The following is a 14,101-nucleotide window of genomic DNA, read 5'->3' as shown; positions in this document are numbered from 1 at the left end:
CTTTTCATTTACAGCGCAAAGTTGGCTGTCAGTCAGTGGTGATCCGCGAATGCTTGCGGGTGTCCTTCATGAACACATACACCAGCAACGAGCAGGCGATACAGGCAGTCACATACCAGTAATAGCCGGTCTCCATGCCGATGCTCTTGAACCACAGCGCGACGTATTCAGCGGTACCGCCGAAGATCGACACGGTCAGGGCGTACGGCAGGCCAACGCCCAGGGCGCGGATTTCGGTCGGGAACAGCTCGGCTTTGACCACGGCGTTGATCGAGGTGTAGCCGCTGACGATGATCAGCGCCGCCATGATCAGGAAGAACGCGCCCCACCATGTTTCGATGGTGTGCAGGGTGGTCAGGATCGGGACCGTGCACAGGGTGCCGAGCACGCCGAAGGCGATCAGGATCGGGCGTCGGCCGATCTTGTCGGAGAGGCTGCCGATGACCGGCTGCAGGCACATGAACAGGAACAGGGTGGCCGCCGAAATGGTGGTCGAGTCGGAGATGCTCATGCCCACCGTGTTCACCAGGTACTTCTGCATGTAGGTGGTGTAGGTGTAGAAGGCCAGGGTGCCGCCCATGGTCAGGCCGACCACGGTAGCCAGCTCTTTCGGATGGCGCATCAGGGTGCGCATCAGGCTTTCCTTGGACTTTTCCTTCTTGGTGAAGGAGGCGGTTTCTTCCATGCCGCGACGCAGGTACAGGGCAACCACCGCACACAGTGCGCCGATCACGAAGGGTACGCGCCAGCCCCAGGCATACAGCTGCTCGGTGGTCAGGGTCTGCTGCAGGATGATCAGCACCGCCAGGGCGATGAGCTGGCCGGAGATCAGCGTCACGTACTGGAAGCTGGAGAAGAAGCCACGGCGTTCCTTGGTGGCCATCTCGCTGAGGTAGGTGGCGGAGGTGCCGTACTCACCGCCTACCGACAGGCCTTGCATCAGGCGGGCGATGACCAGCAGTACCGGTGCGGCGACGCCGATGGTTTCATAGCCCGGGGTCAGGGCGATGACCAGCGAGCCTGCGCACATCAGCAGTACCGAGGCCATCAGTGCGGCCTTGCGGCCCTTGCGGTCGGCGTAGATACCCATCAGCCAGCCGCCGATCGGGCGCATCAAAAAGCCCACGGCGAAGATCGCAGCGGTGTTGAGCAACTGGGCAGTGGTGTCGCCAGCAGGGAAGAAGGCTTTGGCGAAGTACAGGGAAAACGCGGCGTAAACGTACCAGTCGTACCATTCGACCATGTTGCCGATCGAACCGCTGAAAATCGACTTGAGTCGGCTTCGGGTGGTTTTTTCCGCGGCGGGCGCAACGGCCGCCCCGGCGGGCAGGGTGGTGGAGTTATCCATCGAAGGGACCTTCATAGTTGTTTTTGTGGAGCGCGCCGAAACGCAGCCTGCCAGGGCTATAGCAGAAGCTGTGCCAGGTGCTGGAAGCCCGGTCTAGAAGGGTTGTATGGATGTGGTGAGCGGAAATCCGCCTATTCAAACGGGTGGGTCGGCGAAAATCCGCTTATGTTGATCGGCGTTTCGATCAAGCAGGGCCGAGAAAATCTTCACGCAACAGGCCGTGGCGTTGCATCTTCTCGTTGAGGGTGCGCCGCGGCAGTTGCAGCTCTTCCATGACCGCCTTGATCTCGCCCTTGTGCCGGCTCAAGGCGGCGCGCAGGCACTGGGCCTCGAAGGCCTCCTGCTGGGCGGCCAGCGACTGCCCGGCTTCGATGGGCGCCGCTGCCGGCTCGCCCAGGCCCAGGGCATGGCGTTCGGCGGCGTTGGCCAGTTCACGGACGTTGCCCGGCCAGTCGTGCCCCAGCAGCTTGCCCAGGTGCGCGCCACTGAGTAGCGGCGCACTGCGGCCAACGCGCTCGGCGGCCAGGCGGGCGAAGTGGTTGAACAGCAGCGGAATGTCTTCACGGCGCTCGCGCAAAGGCGCCAGGCGCAATTCGGCGACGTTCAGGCGGTACGCGAGGTCTTCGCGAAAGCGTCCAGCGCGGGCCTCTTCGAGCAGGTCGGGCTTGGTTGCGGCGATGATCCGCAGGTCGACGCTGATGCTCTGGTTGGCGCCCAGGCGTTCGAGCTTCTGCTCCTGCAGCACGCGCAGCAGCTTGGCCTGCTGGGCCAGCGGCATGCTTTCGATTTCGTCGAGGAACACCGTGCCGCCGTTGGCGTATTCAAGCTTGCCGATGCGCTTGCCCTGGGCGCCGGTGAAGGCGCCGCTTTCATGGCCGAACAGCTCGGCCTCGAACAGTTGCTCTGGGATTGCCGCGCAGTTGAGGGCAACGAAAGGCTTGCCGGCGCGCGGGCCGAAGTCGTGCAGGCAGCGTGCGACCTGCTCCTTGCCGCTGCCGGTTTCGCCGCGAATCAGCACATTGACCGGCAGGCTGGCGAGGTCCAGCACCTGCTTGCGCAACTGCTGCATGCCCAGGGACACACCCAGCAGGTTCGCCTCCAGGCGCACCTTGAAATCGGCCTGCTCATGCAGGCGGCGGTTCTCCAGCACCAGCTGGCGTTTTTCCAGGGCGCGGCGCAGGCTGCCGAGCAGGGCTTCGGGGCTGAAGGGTTTTTCCAGAAAGTCGTAGGCGCCGTTGCGCATGGCCTCGACCGCCATCGGCACATCGCCGTGCCCGGTGAGCAGAATCACCGGCAGGTCGGCATCGCTGGCCTGCAGCTTTCCAAGCAACTGCAGGCCGTCCATCCCTGGCATGCGCACGTCACTGAGGATCACCCCGGGGAAGTGCCCGGGCAGTTGCTCAAGGCAGTCTTCGGCGCGGCTGAACAGTTGCACGTTGAAGCCCGACAGGCTCAGCCACTGCTCTACGGCGGTGCGGATGCTGGCTTCATCGTCGACGACCATTACTGAGTTCAACATGCAGGTTCCGGGTCCATAGGCAGGGTCAGGCTGAAACGGGCGCCGCCGGGCTGGTTTTCAACCTGCAGGCGGCCACCGGCTTCGTGAATGATGCCATAGGAAATCGCCAGGCCCAGGCCCAATCCTTCGCCCACCGGCTTGGTGGTGAAGAACGGGTCGAAGACACTGCCCAGGTGTTCGGCGGGGATACCGCCACCGCTGTCGAGCACGCTCAGGCGCCAGTGCTCCTGCTCGGCATCGATGCGCACCTCAAGGCGTTTGTAGCTCTTTTCGGCCATGGCATCCAGGGCGTTGCGCAGCAGGTTGATCAGCACCTGCTCAAGGCGGATCGCATCGCCGCGCACCCAGGCCGGGCGGGCCAGGTACAGGGCGACGCTGACGTCTTCGGCGCGGATCCGCGCATCGAGCAACTGCAGCGCCTGGTCGACCACGGTGGCCAGGTCCAGGCGTTCGCGCAGGCCGCTGGGGCTGTTGCGGGCGAAGGTCTTCAGGTGCCCGGTGAGCGCCGCCATGCGCGTCAGCATCTGCTCCAGCGGCTCCAGGGCCTGGCGCGCTTCGTCCAGGCGCTGGTTGTCGAGCAGCAGGCGCAGGGTTGCCAGTTGCATGCGCTGGGTGGTCAAGGGTTGGTTGATTTCGTGGGCCAGGGCCGCCGACATCTGCCCCAGCGCCGCCAGTTTGGCCGATTGCACCAGGCCTTCCTGGGCGGTGCGCAGGTCGCGGGTGCGGGCCTCGACCAGGCGTTCGAGCTCTTCGCGGCTGCGTTGGCGCAAGCGCGCCAGGCGCAGGCGCTGGCTGATGAACAACAGGGCGAACACCAGGCTTAGCCACACGGCAGCGGCGGCCAGCGCGGCGTTGCGCCCGTCATCGCTGACCTGCGGCTTGCGCAGCAGGTGCAGGGTCCAGCCTTCGGCCTCCAGCGGCAGGCTTTCCCACAGGTAATCGGTGCTGCCCTCGGGGCCCTGCACGCGCATCAGGTGGCTGTTGGCGTCGAAGCTGCTGAGGATATGGTGCTGCAATGGCACCAGCGGTTGCTTGTCGTACTGGCGGGTAGCGGCCAGTTCCGCGCGGTCGGCGCTGCTCAATGGTTGCAGTTCGCGGTAGCGCCAGCCGTCCTGGTTGGCGATGAAGATGATCCCGCGGGCGTCGCTGACCAGGAGGATATCGCTGCCCTGGCGCCATTCGCGCTCAAGCTCGGGGAACTCCAGCTTGACCACCATGGCGCCGAGAAAACGGCTGTTTTCATCATGCACGGCACTGGACAAGAAATACCCCGGCACGCCGCTGGTCACGCCCACCGCATAGAAGCGGCCACTGCCCTGGCTGCGGGTCTGCTTGAAGTACGGGCGAAAGCCATAGTTGGAGCCGACATAGGTGCTGGGCAGGCGCCAGTTGCTGGCGGCCACGGCCAGGCCGGTGCGGTCGAGCAGTTCCAGGGTCGAGGAATTGGCCGCGCCGTTGATGCGTTCCAGTTTGCGGTTCAGGGCGTCCTGCACCGGGCCTGCGACTGGCCCGCGCAAGGCGCTGATCAGTTCCGGGTCGAGTGCCAGCACGGCGGGCAAGGCGCGGTAGCGCTCGATCAGGGTGTGCAGCGACGTGGCATACAGCCCCAGTTGCTCATTGGCCCGGCGGGCATCCTCGACCATCGACTGGCGCTTGGCATGGTGCATGGCCCAGCCTGCGGTCAGCAGGGTACCGGCAAGGATGAAGAACAGAATCAGGCCCAGACGCAGGGCGCGAAAGGAAGAAGGCATGGTGCAAGTCCCGGCAGTGGGGAAGGCCTCCTGGCCTTCCCTTGGAGCATGGCAACGTTGTTACAGCAGCTCGAAGCTCTGTTGTTGCACGGCCTGCGAATCGAGGCCGACCTGGACCCGGAACTCGCCCGGTTCCGCCGCCCATTGCAGCTGGCCGTTGTAGAACTTCAGGTCGTCGGCTTTGATGGTGAAGCGCAGGGTGCGTTCTTCGCCAGCCTTGAGCATGACTTTCTGGAAGTTCTTCAGCTCCTTGACCGGGCGGCTCATGGACGCGGTGACGTCCTGCAGGTACAGCTGCACCACGGTTTCGCCATCACGCTTGCCGGTGTTCTTGACCACGATGCTGGCTTCCAGGTCCTGGCCCTGTTTGACCGTCTTGCTCGAAAGCTTCAGGTTCGCCAGGCTGAAGTCGCTGTAGCTCAGGCCGTAGCCGAAGGGGTACAGCGGGCCGTTTGGCTCTTCAAAGTACTGCGAGGTGTAGTTGCCTGGCTTGCCTGGGGTGAACGGGCGGCCGATGCTCAGGTGGTTGTAGTACATCGGGATCTGCCCGACCGAGCGCGGGAAGGTGATCGCCAGCTTGCCCGACGGGTTGTAGTCGCCGAACAGCACGTCGGCAATGGCGTTGCCGCCTTCGGTGCCGCTGAACCAGGTTTCCAGAATCGCATCGGCCTGCTCGCGTTCCCAGGCCAGCGACAGCGGCCGGCCGTTCATCAGCACCAGCACCAGCGGTTTGCCGGTGGCTTTCAGGGCCTTGATCAGCTCGCGCTGGGCGGCGGGGATTTCCAGGGTGGTGCGGCTGGACGATTCGTGGGACATGCCACGGGACTCGCCCACCACCGCCACCACCACGTCGGACTGCCTGGCAGCCTTGACCGCTTCATCGATCAGCACCGCGGCAGGGCGCGGATCGTCGATGATTTCCGGGGCATCGAAGTTGAGGAAGTTCAGGTAGTCGAGGATGGCCTTGTCGTGGGTGACGTTGGAGCCTTTGGCGTAGATCACCTTGGCCTTGTCACCGAGCGCCTGGCGCATGCCTTCGCGCACAGTGATCGATTGCTGCGGGCGGCCGGCGGCGGCCCAGCTGCCCATCATGTCGATCGGGGCATCGGCCAGCGGGCCGACCAGGGCGATGGTGCCGGCTTTTGCCAGCGGCAGGGTCTGCTGGCGGTTTTCCAGCAAGACCAGGCTGCGGCGCGCGACGTCACGGGCCTCGGCGCGGTGCAGGCGGCTGTCGGCATAGGTGTCGGCCGGGTCGTCGCTGGCCTTGCCGATGCGCCGGTAGGGGTCTTCGAACAGGCCCATGTCGTACTTGGCGCCGAGCACTTCGCGCACGGCGTTGTCGATATCGGCCTGCTGGATTTCACCGGCCTTGAGCAGGCTGGCCAGCTCTTCGCCGTACAGCGAGTCGTTCATGCTCAGGTCGATGCCGGCCTTGATCGCCAGCTTGGCGGCTTCGCGGCCATCGCGGGCGACACCGTGACGCACCAGTTCGGTGATCGCCCCGTGGTCGCTGACGGTCACGCCTTTGAAGCCCCAGTCCTTGCGCAGCAGGTCGTTCATCAACCAGGTGTTGGAGGTCGCCGGTACGCCGTTGATCGAGTTCAGCGCCACCATGACCCCACCGGCGCCGGCATCGATGGCGGCGCGGTAGGGTGGCAGGTAGTCGTTGAACATCTTGGTCGGGCTCATGTCGACCGTGTTGTAGTCGCGCCCGCCTTCCACCGCGCCGTACAGGGCGAAGTGCTTGACCGCGGCCATCAGGCTGGTTGCCGCCGCCGGGCTCGGGCCCTGGAAGGATTCGACCATCACCTTGGAGATGCGCGAGACCAGGTAGGTGTCTTCGCCGAAGCCTTCACTGGTACGGCCCCAGCGCGGGTCGCGGGCGATGTCGACCATCGGTGCGAAGGTCATGTCGATGCCGTCGGAGGCGGCCTCGGCGGCGGACACCCGGCCAACCTTGGCGATCGCTTCCATGTCCCAGCTGGCGGCCAGGCCCAGGCTGATCGGGAAGATCGTGCGGTGGCCGTGGATCACGTCGTAGGCGAAGAACATCGGGATTTTCAGCCGGCTCTTGGCGGCGGCATCCTGCATCGGCCGGTTTTCTGCGCGGGTGATCGAGTTGAAGGTCCCGCCGATGCGGCCGGCAGCGATTTCCTTGCGGATCATCTCGCGGGGCATTTCCGGGCCGATGCTGATCAGGCGCAACTGGCCGATCTTTTCATCCAGGGTCATCTGCTTGATCAGGTTGGCGATGAACGCCTGTTTGTCCTGCAGCGGGGCGGCAGAGGTGTCGGCAAAGGCCGATTGACTGGCCAGGCTGACAACCAGACCCAGCAAACACAGCTTGTTCATGAATTCTGTTCTCAAGGCTTGCGGCAGTATTCACGGTGATACTGCCCAGCCGAAGTTGGGGAAGCGGCTATTGTTGTAGTTTGCTGGGGCATCTTTTAGCCGATTGGGCGATCCCGATCCAGCGGCGATGACGGATTATGCCTCAAGTCCGGTGAATCACGGCGATCAAGGAGCGTAGCGACATGCAGGTAATTCAATTCAAGGGCGTACGCCTGTGGCTGCTGCTGATGCTTGGCAGCCTGCTGGCCGGTTGCGGGATCAACAACATCCCCAACTACGACGAGCAGGTAAAGGCCGCCTGGGCTCAGGTGCAGAACCAGTACCAGCGCCGCGCCGACCTGATTCCCAACCTGGTCGAAACGGTCAAAGGCTACGCCAGGCAGGAGCAGGAAACCCTGACCGCGGTCATAGAAGCCCGGGCCAAGGCGACCTCGATCCAGGTCGATGCCAGTACGCTGGACGATCCACAAAAGTTGCAACAATTTCAGCAGGCGCAGTCGCAGCTGACCGGGGCCTTGAGCCGCTTGATGGTGGTGTCCGAGCGTTACCCGGACCTCAAGTCGAACCAGAACTTCCTGGCCTTGCAGTCGCAACTGGAAGGCACCGAGAACCGCATCGCCGTGGCGCGCAAGGATTTCATCGCCGCCGTGCAGCGCTACAACACCGAGATTCGCACCTTTCCCGGGCGACTCTGGCACAGCGTGATGTACAGCGACCTGCCGATCCGCGAGAACTTCGAGGCCACCAGCGCCGATGCCGAAAAAGCGCCTGAAGTGAAATTCTGATGCGCCTGTTCAAGCTTGCGCTGCTGCTAGCGCTGCTGATCGCTACGCCGCTGCGCGCCGAGCTCAGCTTCCCGGCGCTGAGCGGGCGGGTGGTGGACAACGCCGGCCTGCTCGACGGTGCCAGCCGCAGCCAGCTCGACAACATGCTCAAGGCCCATGAGCAGGGCACCGGCGAACAGGTCGTGGTGGTGACCCTGGCCGACCTGCAGGGGCAGAGCATCGAAGACTACGGCTACCAGCTCGGCCGTCACTGGGGCATTGGCCAGAAAGGCAAGGACAACGGCGCGCTGTTGATCGTCGCCCCCCAGGAGCGCAAGCTGCGCATCGAAGTCGGCTATGGCCTGGAAGAGCGCCTGACCGATGCGCAGTCGTCGGTGATCATCAACCGCATCATCACCCCGGCGTTTCGTCGTGGCGAGTACAGTCAGGGCATCGTCCAGGGCACGGCGGCGATACTCCAGGTGCTGGGCGGCAACCCCTTGGCCGAGCCTTCGCGGGCGCTGGGCAACGATGGCCAGGACGGTGCGCCGGCCTGGGGCATCGGTTTGTTCATCCTGCTGATCCTGGTGGTGTTCGCCCTGCAGTCGCTGGGCCTTGGCGGCAGCGGGCGCGGCGGCATGGGCGGCGGTTTCGGCGGTGGCTACGGCGGCGGTGGTTTTGGCGGCGGCGGTGGCGGAGGGGGCTTCAGCGGTGGCGGGGGCAGCTTCGGCGGCGGTGGGTCGTCGGGGGGCTGGTAAATGAACAACAACGGGTAGCGCAGCGCATGACTTTGCTCACTGAACAACAACAGCGCCAGGTCGCTGAAGCCATTGCCCGGGTCGAGCGGCATACCGATGCCGAACTGGTCACGGTGCTGGCCAGCCGCGCCGACGACTATGCCTATATCCCCTTGCTGTGGGCCAGCCTGCTGGCCCTGGTGGTGCCGGGCGTCGTCCATTACCTCAGCGGCTGGATGAGCGTGCACAGTTTGCTGATCGTGCAGTGGCTGACCTTTATTGCCTTGTGCCTGCTGTTTCGCATCCCGTCGCTGACCACCCGCCTGATTCCGCGCTCGGTGCGCCACTGGCGCGCGGCGAACCTGGCCCGCCGGCAGTTTCTCGAACAGAACCTGCACCACACCGTGGGTGGCACCGGCATGCTGATCTTTGTCAGCGAGGCCGAGCGCTATGTCGAGATTCTCGTCGATGAAGGCATCTCCCGGCACCTGGACAACAAGGTCTGGGACGCGATCGTCAAGCGCTTTACCGCACAGGTGCGCCAGGGCCAGACGCTGCAGGGGTTCGTCAGTTGCATCGAGGCCTGCGGCGAGCTGCTGCGCACCCATGTGCCGCAGACTCACGAGCGCAACGAGCTGCCCAACCGCCTGGTGGTGCTCGGTTAGCCGCGGCGGCATCGGTCGACAAAAGCTGTGCAGGGAAAGCGCATCCACGTAAAATTCCCGGCACTGCGCATCCCTGCGCCCCCTCCGCAACCCGAGGCACCCTTTCCCGATGTCCGATTCCCCCACCGCCCAGGCCGCGCCGGATGCGCGTGCGCAGTTTCTGAGCCTGCTCGCCACCAGCCTGGAACAGAACGCCCTGATCAAGCTGGTGCTGGCGCGCCATGTCGGCAACGAAGAAACCCTGCAGCGCATCATCGCCAAGCCGCTGACAGTCAAGGGCCAGGCTTGCGTGTCGTTCGTCTACCGCTACAAGACCCGCGACATCACCCGCAACCTGGGCAACGATGAAGCCCTGGCGCTGGTCGATGAGCTGCTGCCGGCGTCGTTTCGCAACGCCCATCTGCTCAGCCTCAGCGACGAAGCGCAGCTGGAATTCAGCAAGAAGGGCAAGCCGATGCTCCATCGCAGCGCCGTGCAGCAGGCGCGCCAGGCGCCGGCCGGGGAGCATGACCGCGAGAAAAAGCGCTACCTGGAGCTGAGCCGGCCGTTCTTGCACGACCTGGGCGTGACCGACAAGCAGCAGGCGCTGATCCCGGCGATGTCGCGCAAGTGGAAGCAGATCAACAAGTTCATCGAAGTGTTTTCCCATGCCCTGAATTCGGCGCCGCTGGCCGCCGACCAGACGCTGCGGGTGGCCGACTTCGGCTCGGGCAAGGGCTACCTGACTTTCGCCATCCACGATTACCTGCGCAATACCCTGCAGCGCGAGGCGCAGGTTACCGGCGTCGAACTGCGCGCGGACATGGTCGAGCTGTGCAACGCCGCGGCCTCGCGCCTGGAGCACCCGGGCCTGGTGTTCGAATGCGGTGACGTGCGCAGTGTGGTGCCCAGCGCCATCGAGGTGATGATCGCCTTGCATGCCTGCGATATCGCCACCGATTACGCGATTCATACCGGCATTCGTTGCGGCGCGGCGATCATCATGTGCTCGCCGTGCTGCCACAAGCAGATCCGCCCGCAACTGCACAGCCCAGGCTTGCTCAAGCCGATGCTGCAGTACGGATTGCACTTGGGCCAGCAGGCCGAGATGCTCACCGACAGCTTGCGCGCCTTGTACCTGGAAGCCTGCGGTTACGAAACCAAGGTTTTCGAGTTCATTTCCCTGGAGCACACCAACAAGAACAAGATGATCCTGGCGGTCAAGCGCCAGGCACCGGTTGAGGCTTCAGCATTGTTGGAGAAGATCCAGCAGCTCAAGGACTTCTACGGGGTCAAGGAGCATTGCCTGGAGACCTTGTTGCGCGCCGATGGCTTGATTCCTGCCTGAATCATCGCGGGGCAAGTCGAGGCGTCAGCCCAGGCCCCGCACAGGCGCAGGCTGCACCCGGGTCTTGCGCCCCAGCACCACCGTGGCAATCACCCCGGCGGCAAACAGCCAGGTAATCGGCTCGACCTGCTCGCCAAAGAACAGCGCCGAAAAGGCGATGGTGAAGAAGATCTGCAGCAGCTGGATCTGGCTTACCCGGGCAATGCCGCCCAAGGCCAGCCCGGCGTACCAGGCAAAGAAGCCGATGAACTGCGAGAACAGCGACACATAGCCGAACGCCCACCAGGCCTTGGCACTTACCGGCCCCTGGTGCTGCAGGGCCAGGTAGATCACCGGTCCGAGCAACAGCGGCGCCGACAGCACCAGCGCCCAGCAGATCACCTGCCAACCGCCCATTTCCCGCGCCAGCCGGCCGCCTTCGGCATACCCCAGGCCGCCCACGGCAATCGCCGCGAGCATCAGCAGGTCGCCGGCCTGGATCTGCCCGGCGCCCATGATCATCGCGTAGGCCAGCACCAGCGCACTGCCCAGCGCGGCGCAGGCCCAGAAGGCTTTCGATGGCCGCTCATGGGACAACCAGGCGGCGTACACCGCCACGCATAAAGGCTGCAGGCCGTTGACCAGTGCTCCGTGGGACGCCGGCACGCTTTGCATGGCCCAGGCCGAGAACACCGGAAAGCCGAGGATCACCCCCAGCGCCACCAGGCTCAGGCCCTTGATCTGCGCCCAGGTTGGCCATTTTTCCCGGCGCCAGAGCAGCAGCGCCGCAGCCGGGATCGCCGCCAGCAAGGCCCGCCCCAGGCCGTTGAGCAAGGGGTGTAGCTCCTGTACGACGATGCGCGTCATGGGCAGGGTCAGGCTGAAAATAATCACACCGAGAAGGCCAAGGGCCATCCCGGTGTTTTCGCGGCTGGACATACGGAGCGCCTGTGGCAGATAAGTGCTTTCATTGAGCCACAGGGCGGACGGATGATCTTGTTACAGTTGCTGACAAGTTCATCCGTACAGTTGCCTCAGAAGAAGCGGGTGATGCTGACCTTGGCGTTCCGGCCCTGGCTGTAGGCGTACTCGCCACTGAGCTCGGAGCGGTAGTCCTTGTTGAACAGGTTGTCCACCGTCAGGTTCACCTCGGTGCCTTTCAGGTAAGGCTGCTGCGGCTTCCAGTTGGCGAACAGGCCATGGATCTGATAGTCGTCGTTGGCATAGTGGTCGTAATAGCGATCACCCAGGGCGCTGGCCGGGCCTTCGCGGTAGTTGTCGCTCGGCAGGCGGTCGGTCTTGCGCACGAACTGCGCCTGCCAGCCGACCTTGGCGTCCCAGCTGGGGATCTTCACACCCAGGGTGGTGATCCATTTCGGTGCCGGAATGTCCTTGGCCCAGACGTCCGGCCCCCAAGGGTTGGTGTAGGCGCCTTCATGGCGGCCGGTCATCCACGAGTAGGACACCGAACCGAACAGGTAGGTCGAGTCGTAGAAGCTTTCGACCTCGAAGCCCTTGATGGTCACACCCTTGAGGTTGCGGTAGTTGGACATCAGGCCTTTACCGCAGGCGTCGGAGATGCTTTCGCCCTTGGCCAGCTGTGCTTCGCAGCCGATGCCGGTGGCCTTGAAGATCTCGTCCTTGATCTCGTTACGAAACAGCGTGGTGCGGATCTGCATGCTGTCGTCAGCGGTGAAGACGTTAGCAAAGTCGGTGACGTTACCGGCACGCAGGGCGGTGATGCGTTCCGGGTCGAGGTTGCGGCTGCTGGCGGTGCGGCTGCCGATGCCCTGGACTTCGTATTGCTCATCAAGCACCGGAGCGCGCCAGGTCTTGCTGTAGTCGGCAAAGAAGGCGGTGTTGGCGGTGGCTTTCCAGAACACTGACAGGCGTGGCGACCAACCGGTGTAGGTTTTTTCGCTGTAGTCGTGGCCATTCTCGGCAACGTTGTAGTACGGCGCCTGGTTCGGCTTGCCCTTGTTGGCAACATGGTCGTAGCGCAGCGACGGGGTGATGGTCACGTCACCGAGGGTGATGGCGTCCTGGATGAAATAGCCCTGGCTGTCGACGGTGCCGCTGGGCATGAAGTACGGCTGGTAGTGGCCGTTGTTGTACTTGGGAATCTCGTAGCTTTTGCCGGGCATCCACATCTGTGTGTCACGGTCGTGGTGGCGGATCTGAAAGCCGCTGGTGAAGGCGTGCTCCAGCGGGCCGGTGGTAAACAGGCTGGTGTTGCGCACATCGAGCATCTGGTCCTGGTATTCGGTGTCCATCTTGCGCCCGCCGGTGGACGGCTGGAAGAACGCCGTGGCATCGCGCTCATCGGTCTGCTTGGTGTCGGACTCGGAGTATTTGACCTGCAGGTCGATCAGCGGGTTGTTCACCGGCTGGTACTTGTAGGTGGTCGACCAGGTGGTGTCGGTGGTCGTGCGATTGGCCAGGAAGCGCTTGAGGGCATCCTTGTAGCCGAACCTGTTGATGTCCGACTGGGTCGGCGGCGTCGGGTAGGCGGTGGAAGAGAACGGCGCCCAGCGCTCACTTTCCGAGCGCGACCAGGAGAAGCCCAGGCTGTGCTCGTCGGTAAAGTGCATGTTGGCCTTGAGCAGCGCGCCGTCCAGGTCCAGGGCACTGTTGGGCAGGCGCTGGGGGTTGATCGGGTAGCGGCCCTCGGGGTCGGGCAGGGTACCGGCCAGTTTCATGTCATCGCCGTCACGCTTGGTCAGGTACACCAGGGCGTCCATGCGGCCATCGTCGGTGCGACCGAACAATGCCGAGCTGTAGACCTGCTGATGGTCGTTGCTGGCATAACCATACTTGAGCATGGCGCCGCTGTTGCGACCTTCCTGGAGCAGGTCGGGGGCGTCCTTGGTGGTCATGTTGACGCTGCCGCCGAAGCCGCCGTTGCCGGTGTAGATCGAGTGCGGGCCCTTTTCTACTTCGATGTTCTTGATCAGCTCCGGCTCGATGAAGATGGTGCCTTGCTGATAGCGCTCAAAGCCGCTCTTGGTCGCGCCGTCGACGGTCATCGGCACGTCTTCGGCATCGCCCAGGCCCCAGATGTTGATGGTCTGGCCGCCGGGCTTGGCCGAACCGCCCATGTTCACCCCGGGCAGGGTCGCGAGCACGCTGGGGATGTTGCTCGGCTGATAGCGGTCGATGTCTTCCTGGGTCAGGGTCGAGCGGCCGACGGTGCTCGGGTCGACCTGCTGGCCGTTACCCACCACGCTCACCGCGCCAAGCTGGATGCTGTTGTCGGCGGTAGCATCGTTGTCTTCACGCAGGCGCACCACATAGGTGTTGCCGACCTTGACCAGGGCAAAGCGGCTGTTGTGCAGCAACTGGCTGATTGCTTCGAGCGGTTCGTAAGCACCTTGCAGCGCCGGGGCCTGGACGCTGTTGAGCAAGGATTCGTCAAACAGCAGCTGCAGCTTGGCCTGCTGCGCCAGCTGGCTCAGCGACGTCGCCAGCGGCTGCGCCGGCAGGTTCAGTTGCACCGGTGCGGCCTGGGCCTGCAGGCTCAGGGCCAGGCACGCGGCCAGCAGCGAAGGACGAACAGACAACGGCTTGAAAGGAGCAAACGCACGCAAGATAAAACCCCCCAATACGGCAACAAAGGCCAGAAAAGGCCTGCAGTGATTACGCAGACGGGAGGAAGACGC

General features: G+C 64.0%; 10 protein-coding genes. 4 read left to right on the top strand and 6 right to left on the bottom strand.

Annotation, left to right across the window (positions count from 1 at the left end; all coding sequences use genetic code 11):
* Positions 1-28 precede the first annotated feature (28 nt).
* The 4 genes from ACZ9A3_RS18325 to bglX form a co-directional block, all read right to left on the bottom strand.
* Positions 29-1,348, bottom strand: coding sequence for an MFS transporter (locus ACZ9A3_RS18325; protein ID WP_045197546.1), 1,320 nt, complete (start codon positions 1,346-1,348; stop codon positions 29-31).
* A gap of 184 nt (positions 1,349-1,532) precedes the next feature.
* Positions 1,533-2,867, bottom strand: a complete 1,335-nt coding sequence (locus ACZ9A3_RS18320) for a sigma-54-dependent transcriptional regulator (protein ID WP_476252981.1) — start codon at positions 2,865-2,867, stop codon at positions 1,533-1,535.
* Positions 2,861-4,618, bottom strand: coding sequence for a sensor histidine kinase (locus tag ACZ9A3_RS18315; protein ID WP_093379981.1), 1,758 nt, complete (start codon positions 4,616-4,618; stop codon positions 2,861-2,863). The genes ACZ9A3_RS18320 and ACZ9A3_RS18315 overlap by 7 nt, the downstream gene beginning before the upstream one ends.
* A gap of 60 nt (positions 4,619-4,678) precedes the next feature.
* Positions 4,679-6,970 carry a beta-glucosidase BglX gene (gene bglX / locus ACZ9A3_RS18310; RefSeq protein WP_213603376.1) on the bottom strand — a complete coding sequence of 764 codons (2,292 nt, stop codon included), beginning with the start codon at positions 6,968-6,970 and terminating at the stop codon, positions 4,679-4,681.
* Positions 6,971-7,152: 182 nt separating this feature from the next.
* Here bglX and ACZ9A3_RS18305 point away from each other — a divergent pair, with 182 nt between their 5' ends.
* The 4 genes from ACZ9A3_RS18305 to ACZ9A3_RS18290 all read left to right on the top strand — a co-directional run bounded on the left by ACZ9A3_RS18305 (position 7,153) and on the right by ACZ9A3_RS18290 (position 10,463).
* A complete protein-coding gene (locus tag ACZ9A3_RS18305) occupies positions 7,153-7,755 on the top strand; it encodes a LemA family protein (protein WP_045197554.1) in 603 nt (200 codons plus the stop codon).
* Entirely contained in the window at positions 7,755-8,492 is a 738-nt protein-coding gene (locus tag ACZ9A3_RS18300) for a TPM domain-containing protein (protein ID WP_093379987.1), read from the top strand. Before ACZ9A3_RS18305 ends, ACZ9A3_RS18300 begins: the two co-directional genes overlap by 1 nt.
* 26 nt (positions 8,493-8,518) lie before the next feature.
* A complete protein-coding gene (locus ACZ9A3_RS18295) occupies positions 8,519-9,136 on the top strand; it encodes a TPM domain-containing protein (protein WP_093379990.1) in 618 nt (205 codons plus the stop codon).
* Positions 9,137-9,245: 109 nt separating this feature from the next.
* Entirely contained in the window at positions 9,246-10,463 is a 1,218-nt protein-coding gene (locus tag ACZ9A3_RS18290) for a class I SAM-dependent methyltransferase (RefSeq protein WP_093379993.1), read from the top strand.
* A 24-nt stretch (positions 10,464-10,487) separates the two neighbouring features.
* Here ACZ9A3_RS18290 and ACZ9A3_RS18285 read toward each other — a convergent pair whose 3' ends face one another.
* Positions 10,488-11,381, bottom strand: a complete 894-nt coding sequence (locus tag ACZ9A3_RS18285) for a DMT family transporter (RefSeq protein ID WP_045197562.1) — start codon at positions 11,379-11,381, stop codon at positions 10,488-10,490.
* A gap of 95 nt (positions 11,382-11,476) precedes the next feature.
* On the bottom strand, positions 11,477-14,032 hold the full coding sequence (locus ACZ9A3_RS18280; protein ID WP_371128669.1) for a TonB-dependent receptor: 2,556 nt from the start codon (positions 14,030-14,032) through the stop codon (positions 11,477-11,479).
* Positions 14,033-14,101: the final 69 nt, after the last annotated feature.

The sequence above is a fragment of the Pseudomonas sp. TE4620 genome (genome assembly GCF_056279045.1).
The sequence above is the reverse complement of the archived record's forward strand: the minus strand, read 5'-3'. Positions and strand labels throughout refer to the sequence as shown.